Annotated in this window: 12 protein-coding genes; 5 read left to right on the top strand and 7 right to left on the bottom strand. The window is 47.1% G+C overall.

Annotation, left to right across the window (positions count from 1 at the left end; genetic code table 11):
- Positions 1–37: 37 nt before the first annotated feature.
- Entirely contained in the window at positions 38–577 is a 540-nt protein-coding gene (locus tag ACOCLE_RS18395) for a ferredoxin-type protein NapF (protein ID WP_419533687.1), read from the bottom strand.
- Positions 578–682: 105 nt separating this feature from the next.
- A complete protein-coding gene (locus ACOCLE_RS18400; RefSeq protein ID WP_419533688.1) occupies positions 683–1,372 on the bottom strand; it encodes a DedA family protein in 690 nt (229 codons plus the stop codon).
- Positions 1,373–1,821: 449 nt separating this feature from the next.
- Between ACOCLE_RS18400 and ACOCLE_RS18405 the strand changes: the two genes are divergently transcribed.
- The 4 genes from ACOCLE_RS18405 to ACOCLE_RS18420 all read left to right on the top strand — a co-directional run bounded on the left by ACOCLE_RS18405 (position 1,822) and on the right by ACOCLE_RS18420 (position 7,946).
- Complete coding sequence (locus ACOCLE_RS18405; protein WP_419533689.1) at positions 1,822–2,406, top strand: hypothetical protein; 585 nt, start codon at positions 1,822–1,824, stop codon at positions 2,404–2,406.
- A 142-nt stretch (positions 2,407–2,548) separates the two neighbouring features.
- Entirely contained in the window at positions 2,549–3,907 is a 1,359-nt protein-coding gene (locus tag ACOCLE_RS18410; RefSeq protein WP_419533690.1) for an MBL fold metallo-hydrolase RNA specificity domain-containing protein, read from the top strand.
- Positions 3,908–4,106: 199 nt separating this feature from the next.
- Positions 4,107–5,612 (top strand): IS66 family transposase, encoded by a 1,506-nt coding sequence (gene tnpC / locus ACOCLE_RS18415; RefSeq protein WP_419532963.1) that lies wholly within the window; start codon positions 4,107–4,109, stop codon positions 5,610–5,612.
- A 126-nt stretch (positions 5,613–5,738) separates the two neighbouring features.
- Complete coding sequence (locus ACOCLE_RS18420) at positions 5,739–7,946, top strand: hypothetical protein (protein ID WP_419533691.1); 2,208 nt, start codon at positions 5,739–5,741, stop codon at positions 7,944–7,946.
- Between the two features lie 28 nt (positions 7,947–7,974).
- Here ACOCLE_RS18420 and ACOCLE_RS18425 read toward each other — a convergent pair whose 3' ends face one another.
- Genes ACOCLE_RS18425 through ACOCLE_RS18435 form a run of 3 tightly spaced genes read right to left on the bottom strand, consistent with a single transcriptional unit; the run spans position 7,975 to position 11,896 of the window.
- On the bottom strand, positions 7,975–8,823 hold the full coding sequence (locus ACOCLE_RS18425) for a dimethyl sulfoxide reductase anchor subunit family protein (protein WP_419533692.1): 849 nt from the start codon (positions 8,821–8,823) through the stop codon (positions 7,975–7,977).
- A gap of 2 nt (positions 8,824–8,825) precedes the next feature.
- Positions 8,826–9,446: a DMSO/selenate family reductase complex B subunit gene (locus ACOCLE_RS18430; protein ID WP_419533693.1), complete on the bottom strand. Its 621-nt coding sequence runs from the start codon at positions 9,444–9,446 to the stop codon at positions 8,826–8,828.
- A 20-nt stretch (positions 9,447–9,466) separates the two neighbouring features.
- Positions 9,467–11,896 carry a DMSO/selenate family reductase complex A subunit gene (locus ACOCLE_RS18435; RefSeq protein WP_419533694.1) on the bottom strand — a complete coding sequence of 810 codons (2,430 nt, stop codon included), beginning with the start codon at positions 11,894–11,896 and terminating at the stop codon, positions 9,467–9,469.
- Positions 11,897–12,216: 320 nt separating this feature from the next.
- Here ACOCLE_RS18435 and ACOCLE_RS18440 point away from each other — a divergent pair, with 320 nt between their 5' ends.
- Positions 12,217–12,573 carry a cupin domain-containing protein gene (locus tag ACOCLE_RS18440; RefSeq protein WP_419533695.1) on the top strand — a complete coding sequence of 119 codons (357 nt, stop codon included), beginning with the start codon at positions 12,217–12,219 and terminating at the stop codon, positions 12,571–12,573.
- Between the two features lie 200 nt (positions 12,574–12,773).
- Here ACOCLE_RS18440 and ACOCLE_RS18445 read toward each other — a convergent pair whose 3' ends face one another.
- Positions 12,774–13,118 (bottom strand): hypothetical protein, encoded by a 345-nt coding sequence (locus ACOCLE_RS18445; RefSeq protein WP_419533696.1) that lies wholly within the window; start codon positions 13,116–13,118, stop codon positions 12,774–12,776.
- A 114-nt stretch (positions 13,119–13,232) separates the two neighbouring features.
- Complete coding sequence (locus ACOCLE_RS18450; protein WP_419533697.1) at positions 13,233–14,210, bottom strand: helix-turn-helix transcriptional regulator; 978 nt, start codon at positions 14,208–14,210, stop codon at positions 13,233–13,235.
- Positions 14,211–14,298 lie beyond the last annotated feature (88 nt).

Consider the following 14,298-nt stretch of genomic DNA (forward strand, 5'->3'; position numbering starts at 1 on the left):
GTTGACACCAGGTTGCAGACTCAGCTCAAACCAGAGCCTAGGCTTTAGCCATGACCAATACTCGGCTGTAGCAGTCCATGGCGCATTCGCCACAGCCACTGCAGAGACAGAGATCTATAACCGGCTTTTTATCCGCCCCAAAGCGGATTGCCTGTTCAGAGCAGGTTTCCTCACAAAGATTACAGTACAGCCCCAGTTCTACCTGGCAACTGCCAGAAAGCTGGGGAACAACCTGCCTCTTTTTCCCTTTCTCACGGCTAAGAGCTCCCGATGGGCAAGCTTCAACGCACTGTCCACAAAAGTCACAGCTTCCATAAGAGAGATCCAGTACGGGTCGGCCAGCAAGAATCTCTTCTCTCTCATCAGATCGTCCCAGCACTCGCATTGGGCATTGATCAATGCACTGATCACACTGTGTACACAGCGCCAGAAACAGCTTGTTATCTACAGCCCATGGAGGACGTGGATAACGGCTATCCGGAACAACCTGCTCTGGCTCAGGAGCGAAACGCCTGAAAAAAGCCTGCCTTGATGGTGATACCAGCTGATCGTCTTCTGCTCTCTGTGTATCTTTCACTACTTAACCAGAAGCCCATTTGCTTAAAAAATAAGCTCAAAAATACCTTGTTCATATAATGATGAAAGCGGTATTTATACCTGAACTACCGTAGAGACTGTCACCTTAAACACCTTGTGATTTGGTCACTGCAATCACGGGCACTTTTTTATTACGCTTAATAAACCAACTAACAGCAAAACTGATGATTGCCACCCCCAGAGTAACAAACGGTGCGACCATCAGAATTATGGTAACAACTCTGGAAATACTTTCTGGTAGAAGCGTCAACAAATAACCAATACCCGTTAAAAAGCCAACCCAGGCCACTGCACTCAGTCCTGCAAAGCGAAAAAAGTGAGCGTGATTTTTGATTCTGAAACCCATCATCAGTGGCAACAATGAGCGCACTACCGGAATAAATCTAGCGACAAACAGTGCAACAACACCATGCTGAATCAGCAACCTGTCAACCACTTGAATCTTGTTGGGAGGAACCTTGTCAACCCAGACTCTAACCCTAGGCAAATGCTCAAGCCAACGACCTTGAAGATAAGCAAACCAACTACCAATGGCAGCTGCAAGAATCAGCAGAACGACAACAACTTCAAATTCAATAACACCCATGGCACCAAGAGTACCGGATAGAATAACAATGCTGTCACAGGGCAATGGTGCAGCAGGAAGGAATGCACTCTCCAGCCAGATCAGGAAAGTCACACAAAAGTAGATCATGAATACACTTTCCAGATTCTGCAGTGCCACAAAATCCTGGTGCCAAAGCGCCTCGAGAATAGATACAAAAGCATCAAGCATCTATGTTGTCCTTGCAGTAAAAGCAGTTCTGCACACACCGTTTCCATCAATAATGAAGGGAGATAACTGTAACTGGAGTAGAAACGCTCAGAGCCACATGCAATTGAGGAATTAAAGAGTGTATAGGCTAGCGTCTGTTGGCGGTAATCTGAATGGGTGCAAACCGAAAGTACCCTTACCATAGTTGACACCTTTAAAAGGATATCAGCACCCAACCAAATGCGAGATTACGGTTCTTACACAGTAACATCAAGCAATTTACACCCTCTTTGCAACCAGCAACCCATCAAGTACTGGCAATGGATAAGCAATCGATTGGGTGTGATTAACAGGAACCTTTAGCAACTCATATATAGCCTGCCTTCCTCGATAAAACTATTTCCTCTTTCTCTGGTCAAAAGAGGTTCTAACTAAGAAAAAATTAATTAGAAAGGATAATAAGAAATACCATGAGAGTAACACTCTACCTACTGCTCGCGTTGACCTTACTACCTGCAGATGCACAACCTCAGACTGTCGGGATGCGTTATGGTATGGGGGCGATAAGAGGTGGTTATGCAGATAGCGGAAGCGACTTTCTTGTGGGATTACAATTTGACTACACCCACACACTCTCATCTCATTACTCCCTTGAAGGCGGTATTCTTACAACAGGCTCCCTTCCCTTTGCGACCCTTCTGTCTGAAGCCATTTTAACACCAATCGATGCTAGCCCTTCGATCACTATTGCAGACTTCAACAGCTACTACCTGGGAGCCAGAGCAGACTATGAGCTGCTGCCATCATGGACTACATACCTGCATGGAGGCCTGGGTTATGCGAAACTGACAGAGTACTCACCTGAAATTCAGTCCAGTGGTGATCGTCACTACCAAAAAGCTCATAACTACTCCGGCCTGCGCCCATACATTGGTATTGGTACAGAGATCCACCCCTTCACTTCTCTCGGATTCACTGTCGATTTACGCTATGACAATTTACCCCACAGATATCAAGGCACAACCTTATTCTTTGGATTGGACTTCCATTTTTAAGCCCAGAATCAAGCACGCTTATCCATCATACAAAAAGCGTAGAAATTAAGATCTTTTCCGATAACTTATTGATACAGGACATCGTCAACATAATAAAAATCTGCTCCGATAGTAATGAGTCTGTGGATAGGGGAGAGAAGTCATGAAGCTTCAATTTCTGGGTGCAGCCGGCACGGTCACTGGCTCAAAATATCTGGTAGAGACGGATAACCGGAAGATACTGGTCGACTGCGGCCTCTACCAGGGCGTAAAGCATTACCGTCTGATGAACCGCCAGCCCCTGCCTGTCTCGTACGATGAGCTGGATGCCATTGTACTCACCCATGCGCACCTGGATCACAGTGGTTACCTGCCCCTGCTGGTTAAAGAGGGATTCACCGGGCCAGTCTATGCCACGCCCGGAACCTGTGAGCTATGCAAGATTCTCCTGCCTGATTCTGGCTTTCTGCAGGAAGAGGATGCCCGGCATGCTGCAAAACACGGATACTCCAAACATAACCCTCCACACCCCCTTTATACCGAGCAGGATGCCTTGAGGGCACTCAAACAGCTGAAACCCTGTTCATTTGGCCAGATACATAAAATCCTGCCCGATCTGAGCATACGCTTCCGACCCGCAGGCCATATTCTGGGGGCTGCCTCTATTGAAGTATTTGATGGCAGTCATATGCTGGCCTTCAGTGGCGATGTAGGCAGGCCGGACGATCTCATCATGTATCCACCGGAATCCTTAAAACGGGCAGACTACCTGGTGGTCGAATCCACTTATGGTGACCGGATCCATGAAGAGATGGATGCAGCCGAGGCGATGGCAAAAGCCATTAATGAAACGGCAGCGGCGGGAGGGACAGTGCTGATCCCTGCATTTGCCGTGGGTCGCGCCCAGATGATTCTTCACCTTCTGGAGCGCCTGAGAGCAGAGAACAGGATTCCTAAACTACCGGTCTATCTCAACAGCCCGATGGCCATAAAAGCCACTGAAGTCTTTCACCGCTTCCATGAGAAGCATCGCCTCACTAAAGACGATTGTCGTAAAATAGACAGCATGACGCACTACGTTCGTACCGTTGAAGAGTCCATGGCTCTGGCTAACCAAACCTTCCCCGGAATTATTGTGTCAGCCAGTGGAATGGCCAGTGGAGGACGTGTTCTGCATCATTTGAAACACATTCTGCCCAATCATCGCAACACGGTTATGTTTGTGGGCTATCAGGCCATGGGAACTCGCGGAGAAAAACTGGTGAGTGGTGCAACCAGCATTAAAATCCACGGTCAGAATATTCCGGTAAAAGCCCGGATCAAACATTTTGATGCTTTTTCCGCCCATGCTGACAGTAGTCAGATCATTCAGTGGTTAGGCAGTATCAAAACACCACCTAAACAGGTATTTGTTACTCATGGTGAAACAGAAGCAGCACAGGCAATGGCTGAAAAAATACAGATAGAATTAGGGTGGAAAACATGTATACCAAAACTGACTGATAAAGCAGAATTACAGTAAACTTCTAATTGATACTCTTAAAAAAGGCCAGACAGTAAATTAGAATAAAATAATGTTTGGCCTCAACCAGAGTTACTATCTTTTCGTAGTTTAAGAAGAGTTAAAAAATAGTAACTATTCAGCACCCTTCATATAAATCTGGAATTTTCTGATTTTTCGACCATCATCTTATACTCAATTTTTCTAACAAATCTCCAGTATGGAACCAGACTTCCCAGCTACTCCGTTTACCGAAGCTCTCCTTAAAGAGAATGAAGAGCTTCGGACCGAGAATGCGCTTTTACGGGAACGTTGCAGCGAACTGGAAGAAAGGGTTAATAAAAACAGTCAAAACAGTAGTAAGCCACCATCGTCAGATGGTTATCAAAAGCCCAGTAAAAAAGGGAGTGATAAAGGTGATACATCTTCCAAAGAAGCCCCCTGCTCCTCACAGGAAACACCGAACCCCAAAAGCCTTAGACCATCTTCAGGCAATAAACCAGGTGGCCAGAAAGGTCATCAAGGCTCTTGTTTGAGACGTGTCGCCTTACCCGATTATGTCAGGCATCTGAAGGTTGAAAAATGTTGCTGTTGCCAGTCTTCGCTTATCGATATTAAACCCACCAAATACATTGAGCGACAGGTTTTTGATCCAGGTAGACCCGGAGAATTTGAAGTTACCGCGTACTGGGCAGACGTTAAAGTATGTCCTTGTGGTAAACGGAACACCGCTGAGTTTCCCCAAGGAGTGAAAGCCGCTGCTCAATACGGAGAAGTGACTCAGGCAATGGCTGTTCATTTAAACCAGTATCACTTCATCCCATATCACCGGGTGTCTGAGTATTTCAATACTATTTATTGCATGAGTGTCAGCGCAGGCTCTGTTGCCAATTTTGTTGCCTATACCCATGAGAACCTGGCCTCTACTGAGCAGAGTATCCGCGATGCTTTACAAGAAAGTCCGGTTGCAGGAGCGGATGAAACTGGCATGCGGGTTGACGGTTCACTGTGGTGGTTACACATTATGCGAGATGACCAATGGACGCTTTACTACCTCTCAGAAAGGCGAGGTTGTGAAGCAATGGATGCAATGGGCATCCTGCTGACTTTTGCAGGCATTCTGGTTCACGATCATTGGAAGTCCTACTTTGCCTATGCGGCAGTGCATGTGCTTTGTAATGCCCATCATCTGAGAGAGCTTCAGGGAGTTGTCGATAGGGATGCGAATAAGCTGGCTCTGCGGCTGATGAAATTGCTTACGCTCTCCTGGCACTTCTGCAAGAAATACAAAGCAGCCGGTCTGACTCAAATGCCTGGTGCAATACAGCTTCGCATTGAGACGATATACGACCAAATCCTTCAAAGGGCTCTCACGAAGGAAACCGCTTATATGGAAAAACAACGACAGGTGCTTGGACGTAAGAAGGTCAGGAATACCAAGGCCTACAACCTGTTCAAAAGGCTTATTGAGTTTAAGGTTGAAACGTTGCGCTTCATGTCGGACTTTTCAATTCCCTTCGATAACAATGGCAGTGAACGTGATGCCAGGATGGCCAAACTTAAGCAGAAGATCTCAGGCTGCTTCAGAAGCGAAGACGGAGGTACCATGTTTACCCGAATCCGAAGCTATTTATCATCTGCTAAAAAGCAGGGGTTGAACATATTTCAGGCGCTTCTTAAAGCGGTTCGAAATTACAACAATACGCCTTTGCTGGGTGCTGAATAGTTACAAAAAATACATAGACATCAAACTATTTCTAATAGGAACAGTCTATTCAAATAGGATTTTGAACTTATGGTTATTTAAATGGTCTTCTAATGACAGATTTATTAAAAGCAGGTTTTATAAAGCATGTTTAATTCATCGATTTATAATCCAAATCCACCTTCACAGCCCCAACTCACCCAACCCAATACATTTACTACTGAACCAAGTCAAGGAAATCCTGTCGTTTTTACTCGCAGGTGTCAGCAAGTAGAAGAAGTCATTCAACTTCAAAACCAATTTGACTCGCAAACATGCTTTTCAAATCAAGGCTTACAACATTTTGGTGCATTAATTCCTCAAAGAATTCCACCTCAAAGTATGAATCAGCAATTCAGAACCACCCCTCAAGATAGCGCTGTAAAACTTTACGATGCACATCAAAATCCCCCCCCCCTCTCAAAGTCCTCACTGGCCTTACAGCCCCCTCAAACTAACAACCAATCTTATTGGCATAATGCACAAGGTCATTTAAGGGTTGTTACCCACTCAGCAGGAACGGCTGGTCAGCCCTGTCAAATGCAAAGCGCCCTATCCAGAAAAATCACTTCCGGTAGTTGTCATGAAAGTAGTACCGGTACACCTTCCAATCTTATGCAGTACTACCCTCCTGCTCAGGAATCAACTTCCTCGGAGCTTACAGATTTATACACCAGCAATGCAGCATCATCTTGGGGGCTACCGGTTGGATTAAAACCAGCAACATTACAGTCTGCCCCAATAATACCTGACAAGCCTTCTACCGTGTCAAATCTCGGTTTTCCATCGCATCCGCCGATTGACCAGGCACTTCCGGAAGTTATGTACCAACCCAGAGTATCAGCATCAGAAAGTTCAACCAGCACTGAAACTCATCAAAATCAAGCTTGGCAAACAGCATCATCATGTATGCCTAGCAGAACTTCAACCTTTCAACATGGTCTTCCCATTTCAAGTTCATCCCACCATCATTCGCTACAAACGACATTACCTGAAACCGTTAGATCTCCAGCAATCAACATTACCAGCCAAACGGCAATTACATCAGCAAACCCAAGTACCAAAGGAAGTATTGAGGAACGTTTCGATAAAATTGAAAAACAATTCGCAACCGTTCTAGAAACCATGAAAAGTAGAACGGAAGGATTATCTCATGAACCTGAACCAGGCTTATCCACACCGGATCCCTTTTCATTTGAAGAACAAAATACTGAAGCTATTGGTGGAATAAGATCGGAAACCCCATACCCGCCTACCCAGCAGGAATTAAATAGAATCATCTCTGAAATATCCGACATCAAATACAAACAGCAGTCAAACAGTACTAACTTAGAAGAAATTAAAAAGGTTTTATCAGAACTAAAGGATAATCTGATAAAAAGTAATCACCCTACTGATATGACTGATCAAAAAAACCAAACAGATACAGCCCAGACACAAACCACTGCTTCTCAAGAAACTCAAACAGATACAGCCCAAGTACAAACAACGGTTTCTCAAGAAACTCAAACAGATACAGCCCAAGCACAAACCACTGTTTCTCAAGAAACTCAAACAGATACAACCCAGGTACAAACAACTGCTCCTCAAGAAATACCTGAGTTGCATCCTGGAATCAGCCACCCAATATCTTCCCGCGTAGAAGATTCAGAAGAGCCAGCTAGGAAGAAAAGATGCTTACCTGCTAAACCAGCTCAAACGGAAGAATCACGATTTACTATCGATGAGTCTGAGGATACATCACAGGTAGAGTCCATAGAAAAAGAGAAAACACTTTCTGATGCCTTTATGGCTCTATCCCGATCAACAGAAGTGATGCAAAGCCTGGATGCTACATTGCAGAATTCTTTTGGTATATCATTTCCAAAAGTTTACAGCAAAGAAGTGTACTTATCAGTTTTAGCTCAATTATGTAGTGGAGTAAAAACTTCTGATCTTGTATACACTTCACCTACTCTCGATACGAAGAAAAGAAAAAAGTCTAAGAATCAATACTTGGATCATCAATCACACTTGGATAAAAACAGAGAAAAATCGCATAAGCTAAAAGAAAAACTGAAAGTGCAGTGTGAAAGATTGACGAAAATCCTTAATACAAAATTTATTGAGAATGAATCCAATGAATCTGCTTCTTCCGATATCACAGAGTTTATGACACAGGTAAAAAAGCTTTTACTTGAACAATCAATGAGTCAACCAGAAGAAGATAGGCAAGACATAGATCCAGAAGCGAGCCCAAGAAAACGAACAACACCTCGAGAAAATGCAGGAAAGCGTAGTGATTATTGGAAGGAAGGTTTTATTCCATGGCCCTAAAAGTAGTTAGGCCATGGAATATAAATTCTCACATTCCGCTGGCAAACATATGCAGGTCGTAGAAGAAAATACGACCACACAGTTCAGCCGTCAGTACCAGGACTGTGCTCACGGCCGCCAGGCCAACCGCTGAGTTATTGCCACGAGTAGCAGCAACCACCCAGATCCCCAGGCCGGCAAACAGCAGGCCAAGGCGGGCCAGCATCAGACTACCGTGGTAGTCAAATAGACCCAGCGGGTTGGCAGGCAGGTCAACCTGACCCAGCCAGAACAGGTACAGTGGGTAACCCACCAGTACCAGACCCAGGGTGATGAAGCCCAGGGTAGCCAGCGCACGATCTGTGTTTTTCTGGAACGCACCCAGAGTAGCCGACTGACTTCTCAGCATCAGTGCTGCTGCAGGGATACCCACCACGAAAGCGGTCATCACAAACTGGAAGATGGTCCAGCCGCTGTTCCAGGCCGGCACTGTCGCCAGCGTGTACACATTGGCAATGGCCAGCAGTAACAGAACGCCCAGACCCATGGCGCCAACCAGTACCAGCTTCTGAAGCTTTGGCAGGATACCGAAGTGCACCATGGCCACATAGGTGAAAACAGCACCACCGAACAGGGAGGTGGTCATGATCTCAACACTCAGTGCAGAGAGGTGCTCCAGACCAAAGATCACATTTATGGCACGCAGTGGCTGACCCAGGTGGGTCATGGCCGCAGCACCGGAGATGCCCAGCAGCACCAGAACCACCATCAGCAGTTTATTCAACAGCTGCTGACGATTCGCATCGCTGTTCGCCATCAACAGGCAGGCCAGTACCAGGAACAGGCCAACGGTTCCCTGTGCCAGAACCGTAAAAAATACCAGTGGCAACTCGTGCATGGTTACACCTCCCGTGTGTTCATGATGCGTCCGGTCTTATCACCGGAAGGTTTGGCATGACGGCTCGCCTTCATCACCAGCGATGGCTCGGTCAGTGAAGAGTCTGGCAGTGGCGCGATGTCCGCTTCCGTTCCGTACTTGGCACGCAGTTCTTCGATGGGACCAAAATCCAGGGCACGCAGCGGGCAGGATTCGATACAGATCGGCATCTTACCCTGCTCAACGCGATCGAAGCAGCCATCACACTTGGTCATGACTTTCTTCTCTGCATCAAACTGAGGTGCGCCGTATGGGCAGGCCATTTCGCAGTAACGGCAGCCAACACAGACATCGGCGTCCACAACCACCAGACCATCCTTGTCACGCTTGTGCATGGCACCGGTTGGGCAGGCCTTGGTACAGGCAGGCTTGGCGCAGTGGTTACAGCTGATGGACGTGTAATAAGCAAACACGTCCTGAGCGTAAGTACCGTCTTCGTTCTGAATCCAGCTACCGCCACCGTACTCATAGACCCGGCGCCAGTTCACACCGACCTTAAGATCGTTTTCATCTTTGCACGACAGCTGACAGGTTTTGCAGCCCGTACACTTGGCCGTGTCGACATAAAATCCAAGTTGAGTCATCGAACTTTATTCCTATCCTGTTATGCCTTGGCAATTTCAACCAGATTGGTGTGCATCGGGTTACCTTTGGACAGCGGCGTATTACGCTGAGTCGTCAGTACGTTGAATGAGCCACCGCGATCAACCCCGTCTTTACCCGGTGTGTACCAGGCACCTTCCGCCAGAGCGGCAACGCCCGGCATAATACGAGGGCTGACTTTAGCCGGGACTCGGGTCTCACCACGGTCATTCCAGACTTTCAGCATGTCACCATCTTTGATTCCACGTGCTTCTGCATCGGCAGGGTTCATCCACACGGCATCGGTTACTGCTTCGCGCAGGAAAGCTACGTTATGATATGTGGAATGCACACGGCCCTTAGTGTGATAACCAATCAGCTGCAGCGGGTACTTCTCAGTCAGCGGATCCAGATGGCTCTCCCAGGTCGTGACATACTGAGGCAGTGGTGTCACTACATCACCTTCTGGCAGTTCCCATTCTGCAGCGATGGTCGCCAGTTGTTCGGAGTAGATCTCGATTTTTCCGGATGGCGTACCCAGAGGGTTCTTCACTGGGTCCTTGCGGAAACCTTCCAGAGCAATGCGAATGTTCTTTGGTGCCAGCTGCTTGTATGGGCCATCGCGACGCAGATCTTCCAGTATTGGAACCTGAGGCTGCTCTTCACGCATCTGCTCATAGAGTTCTGCTACCCACTGTTCATGGGTTTTGCCTTCTGTGTACTGCTCTTCCAGACCAAAGCGTTTGGCAATACCTGCACAGATGTCATATGCACTGCGGCACTCATACATCGGAGCAATCGCTGGTACCAGAGGAATCACTGCACCCAGACTTCCTGATGCATAACCGTTGCTTGCCACTTCATAATTTTCGATGGTGGTGATGTCCGGCAGCAGAATGTCAGCAAACCGTGCGGTCGGCGTCATATGGTTTTCGAACACCAGAATGAACTCGCACAGACTCTCATCGGACAGGATCTCTTTTGTCCGGTTGATATCAGAGTGCTGGTTAACCGTGATATTGCCCGCATATTGCCAGATAAACTTGATCGGGTTCTTCAGTGAAGTTCCGCCCTGCAGGCCATCCGTCTTATCAGTCATCTCAGCGTGCCGCCAAATCGCATCACTCCATTTGAAGAATGGAATCGTCGTCTTGATCGGGTTGGTACCAACCGGCAGAGTTTTCACAGGGAAGCCGAAGTTCCCAGGCATTTCGCCCGTATTGGTACCAGCAAGGCCGATATTACCGGTCAGAATTGGCAGCATACAGATGGCACGGCTTGCCTGCTCACCGTTGGCCTGACGCTGAATACCGGTACCCTGAATGATGTAAGCCGGCTTGGCATTACCAATTTCACGAGCCAGCTGAATGATTTTCTTCGCTGGGATGCCGGTGATTTTTGCAGCCCACTCTGGCGTTTTCTCAACGCCATCAGCACCCTGACCCAGAATATGCGCTTTGTAGTGGCCATTCTTCGGCGCACTGGCTGGCAGTGTTTTTTCATCATAACCAACGCAGAATTTCTCGAGGAACGCTTCATCCACCATCTTCTCGTTGATCAGTACCCACGCCATCGCTTCTACCAGGGCGGCATCAGTTCCCGGGCGGATTGGAATCCACTCGGATTCTTTGCCCAGCATGGTGTCGGTATAACGAGGGTCAATGATGATGGTGCGAACATTCTTGCTGTTCACAGAGTTAATGTGCTCGTAGATTTCACCACCACCACTCATGCGGGTTTCTGCAGGGTTGTAACCAAACATGACCAGCAGTTCTGCGTTAGCAATTTCGCTGGTGAAACTACCGAATGCTGCTGGACGTCCACCGCCGTAAGTAAATGGCAGAGCAAATTGAATCTGTCCCCAGCTGTAGTTACCGTAGTAAGGCAAAAAGCCACCCAGCATATTCAGCAGGCGCTTGGAGGCAAAAGGACCATCAGTTTTATAGCCCTGAGTACCGGAACCATACTGGTAATAGATCGCATCGTTACCGTAAGTGTCGATGGTGTACTTTAACTGTTTAGCTATGGTATCCAGCGCCTCATCCCAACTGATGCGCTCAAAGCGGCCTTCACCACGCTTGCCAACTCGCTTCATTGGGTATTTCAGACGATCAGGATTGTATACCCGCTGTTTGATGGAGCGGCCACGAAGACAGGCACGGATCTGATGATCACCGTATACGTCATCGCCTCGGTTATCAGACTCAACATGGGTGATAACGCCATCTTTGGTATGAACCTGAACAGGACAGCGGCTGCCACAGTTCACCATACAGGCAGACCAGGTCACCTTTTCTTCAGCGGTTTTTTCCTGCACTGAATCAGATGCCATGGCTTTCAGAGGAAGAGCATTGCCAGCGACAACAGCGGCACTGCCCGCAGCAGTGCCCCACTTCATAAAGGTTCTTCGTTTGATGACAGACGACAGCGCACTATCGAGAAGTTTCTTCATTTATTTTACCGTTATCACTAAAACCGGGAACCAGCACATAACCAAGTAGTGTTGAAATGCACCCTTACAAAATGCATCTCTGTTTAAATAATGAACTGGTGAAATGGCGCTGATAATACGAGCAGGTCAATCAATAACCGATTGACACAGATCAATTTTTTGCCGGGTTTGAGGCAATTACTGAAAGGGGTAGGAACTTATCGAGCACGCTACAGAGCACGGCGCACCGACAATTGAGAATGATTCTTTATTGAGTACCCAACATACCTAAACACCCCTAGCTATGATTAAGCCTGATATCACTTAATAGGGTGCTGGTTATGAATGACATTCAGGCGAAAGAATTGCTGTTAACCAGTACAAGTTGGGACGGTTCCCTGTTACCGGAATATGGCTCAGGCCAGCCTGAAGTTGAAGTCGTAAAAATTGTGGTTCCCCCTTCTGGTCAGGTCTCATTACATACCCACCCTGTTATCAATGCGGGGGTTATATTGAGCGGTGAGCTGGTATTTCAAAGTGAGGATGGAAGAAAAGAAGTGCACTTACTGGAAGGAGAGGCATATGCCGATGTGGTAAACCAATGGCATAAAGGGTTTAACCCGGGACACAGACCAACAGTTATTTTGATATTTCATGCTGGACTTAAAGGTAAGCCCCTGGCGATCAAACAAAGTTAACTTCCAGAGGCTCAGGCCTCCGCCAGGAAATAGCGGAGGGAAATATATTGAATTACATCCCGCTGGCAAAGATACAAGCAACAATAAAATTACTTATAACCCATTGATCTATTGAAAATATTTTAAAAACTAGAGTACAGCAGGGTTTGAACTTGCTTCAGATGCTCTCTCAAAAACCAAACCCTGACTGTATAATAGCCTTACTTTTGGCTCAGCATCTCCACTACCTTCAAGTTCAGTACCGTTGGCAGCTCATTATTGTTGTCCACCATAAAGTCCTTCAGGTCATTCACTGGCATTTCGTAAATACTGACGAATGGGGCTTTCGGGAGAGTAAAGCTTCTATTGGTATCGGTTGGATCATAGTATTTACTGCCGACACGGATCACCGCTTTGCCAAAGAAGCAGTGGCTGGACACGATGCCAAGCACATAGTGCAAATCATCAAAATCCTGCTCATGAAGATTGAGAAGATAATCAGCAGAAGTTTTGTAGCTGTTATCTCGATCTACCGGAATATCCAACCGCTGAATTGCGATGGGCATAGGGGCCAGGTTTACCTGCTGAACCTCAGGGTTTACTCCAAAGTGTTGAAAGTACTTCTGGATATTTTCCACCATCATAACGTCGTCCGTGTTGTTATGTGTTTAAGCCCGAAATTAAGCCGCTTCTTCATCAACTGCCTGGTAAGAGATACCCCAGGCATCCTCACCAAAGCCGTTCAGCCACCATTCGAGCTGCCGTGAATCCACAACGCTGGCACTGATCTCATAACAGTCCTCATGCTCCCTGTAGGTTTGATCCTCTGATAGGCGGGATTCCAGAATATGGAGCCCTGCGTCTTTTTTGATGCGAAAAGACAGCTTCACTTTTCGACCTTCCCCGAAGGTGAACCTGGCATCATCGCTGTATTGCTTCAGATCGAAGTCAACGGGGCGCTCAAACGACAGCGATGTAGAGCGGGCTGAGATCATCCTGTGCAAAGCGAGAATTCGATCATCCTCATACCCCTTGAAACGACAGACCAAATACAACCGTGGCCCTTGTTGAGCCAACCCAAGTGGCATGATCGATTTCTCTTTTACATCACCACCCGCATTCCTGTAGGTAAGTTCCAACCAGCAGTTGTTATAAAGAGCACAGCTAACCTGGTTAAACACTCCTGAATTAAGCTCTGGTGGCAATAATGGTTGCGTCTCTGGTGCCACAACCACTTTTGATAACCACTGAACCTCTTTCGTTGGATCCTGGGTATGGCTGATATTTCGGTTGGCCTCTTCAAAAAAGCCAGACATGGAATCCATCAGGCTGCTGGGCAGCAGATTCTTCAAGGTCTTGTGCGCCATTTGCAGGATCAGCGACTCCTGAATACTCAAAGAGTTCACTGTAAAGCCTACCGCCTGCTGGTTCCACCGGTAACCATAAGGCTTACTGCGATCATCCATATCAATAGGGAAGTGATTGCTCTCTACCAGAGACTTCATATGCCGCTGAATAGTGTGGATATCCCGATCCAACCCGATCTCAGCCAACTGCTGCTTAAGCTCCAGGGCAGTTATCCACCAGCTTTTGGGGATTCGCTTCAGCAGCTCAATAATGAGAATGGTGGTCTCCAGCGAGGTTTGCCGCTTATTCATCTTATTGTCAGGCTCCATAACATGGATGTACGATAGAAAGCACACCTCAATGCTCTCCCGCATCGCTTTCTCAGCTCAGAAACCCATC

Source organism: Endozoicomonas sp., assembly GCF_965196975.1.
In the GTDB taxonomy this organism is placed as follows: domain Bacteria; phylum Pseudomonadota; class Gammaproteobacteria; order Pseudomonadales; family Endozoicomonadaceae; genus Endozoicomonas.

Coding starts and splice junctions, on each gene's coding strand:
- ACOCLE_RS18400 (WP_419533688.1), bottom strand. CDS start 1,372: ATGCTTGATGCTTTTGTATCTATTCTCGAGGCGCTTTGGCACCAGGAT.
- ACOCLE_RS18405 (WP_419533689.1), top strand. CDS start 1,822: ATGAGAGTAACACTCTACCTACTGCTCGCGTTGACCTTACTACCTGCA.
- ACOCLE_RS18410 (WP_419533690.1), top strand. CDS start 2,549: ATGAAGCTTCAATTTCTGGGTGCAGCCGGCACGGTCACTGGCTCAAAA.
- tnpC (WP_419532963.1), top strand. CDS start 4,107: ATGGAACCAGACTTCCCAGCTACTCCGTTTACCGAAGCTCTCCTTAAA.
- ACOCLE_RS18420 (WP_419533691.1), top strand. CDS start 5,739: ATGTTTAATTCATCGATTTATAATCCAAATCCACCTTCACAGCCCCAA.
- ACOCLE_RS18425 (WP_419533692.1), bottom strand. CDS start 8,823: ATGCACGAGTTGCCACTGGTATTTTTTACGGTTCTGGCACAGGGAACC.
- ACOCLE_RS18430 (WP_419533693.1), bottom strand. CDS start 9,446: ATGACTCAACTTGGATTTTATGTCGACACGGCCAAGTGTACGGGCTGC.
- ACOCLE_RS18435 (WP_419533694.1), bottom strand. CDS start 11,896: ATGAAGAAACTTCTCGATAGTGCGCTGTCGTCTGTCATCAAACGAAGA.
- ACOCLE_RS18440 (WP_419533695.1), top strand. CDS start 12,217: ATGAATGACATTCAGGCGAAAGAATTGCTGTTAACCAGTACAAGTTGG.
- ACOCLE_RS18445 (WP_419533696.1), bottom strand. CDS start 13,118: ATGCCCATCGCAATTCAGCGGTTGGATATTCCGGTAGATCGAGATAAC.
- ACOCLE_RS18450 (WP_419533697.1), bottom strand. CDS start 14,210: ATGAATAAGCGGCAAACCTCGCTGGAGACCACCATTCTCATTATTGAG.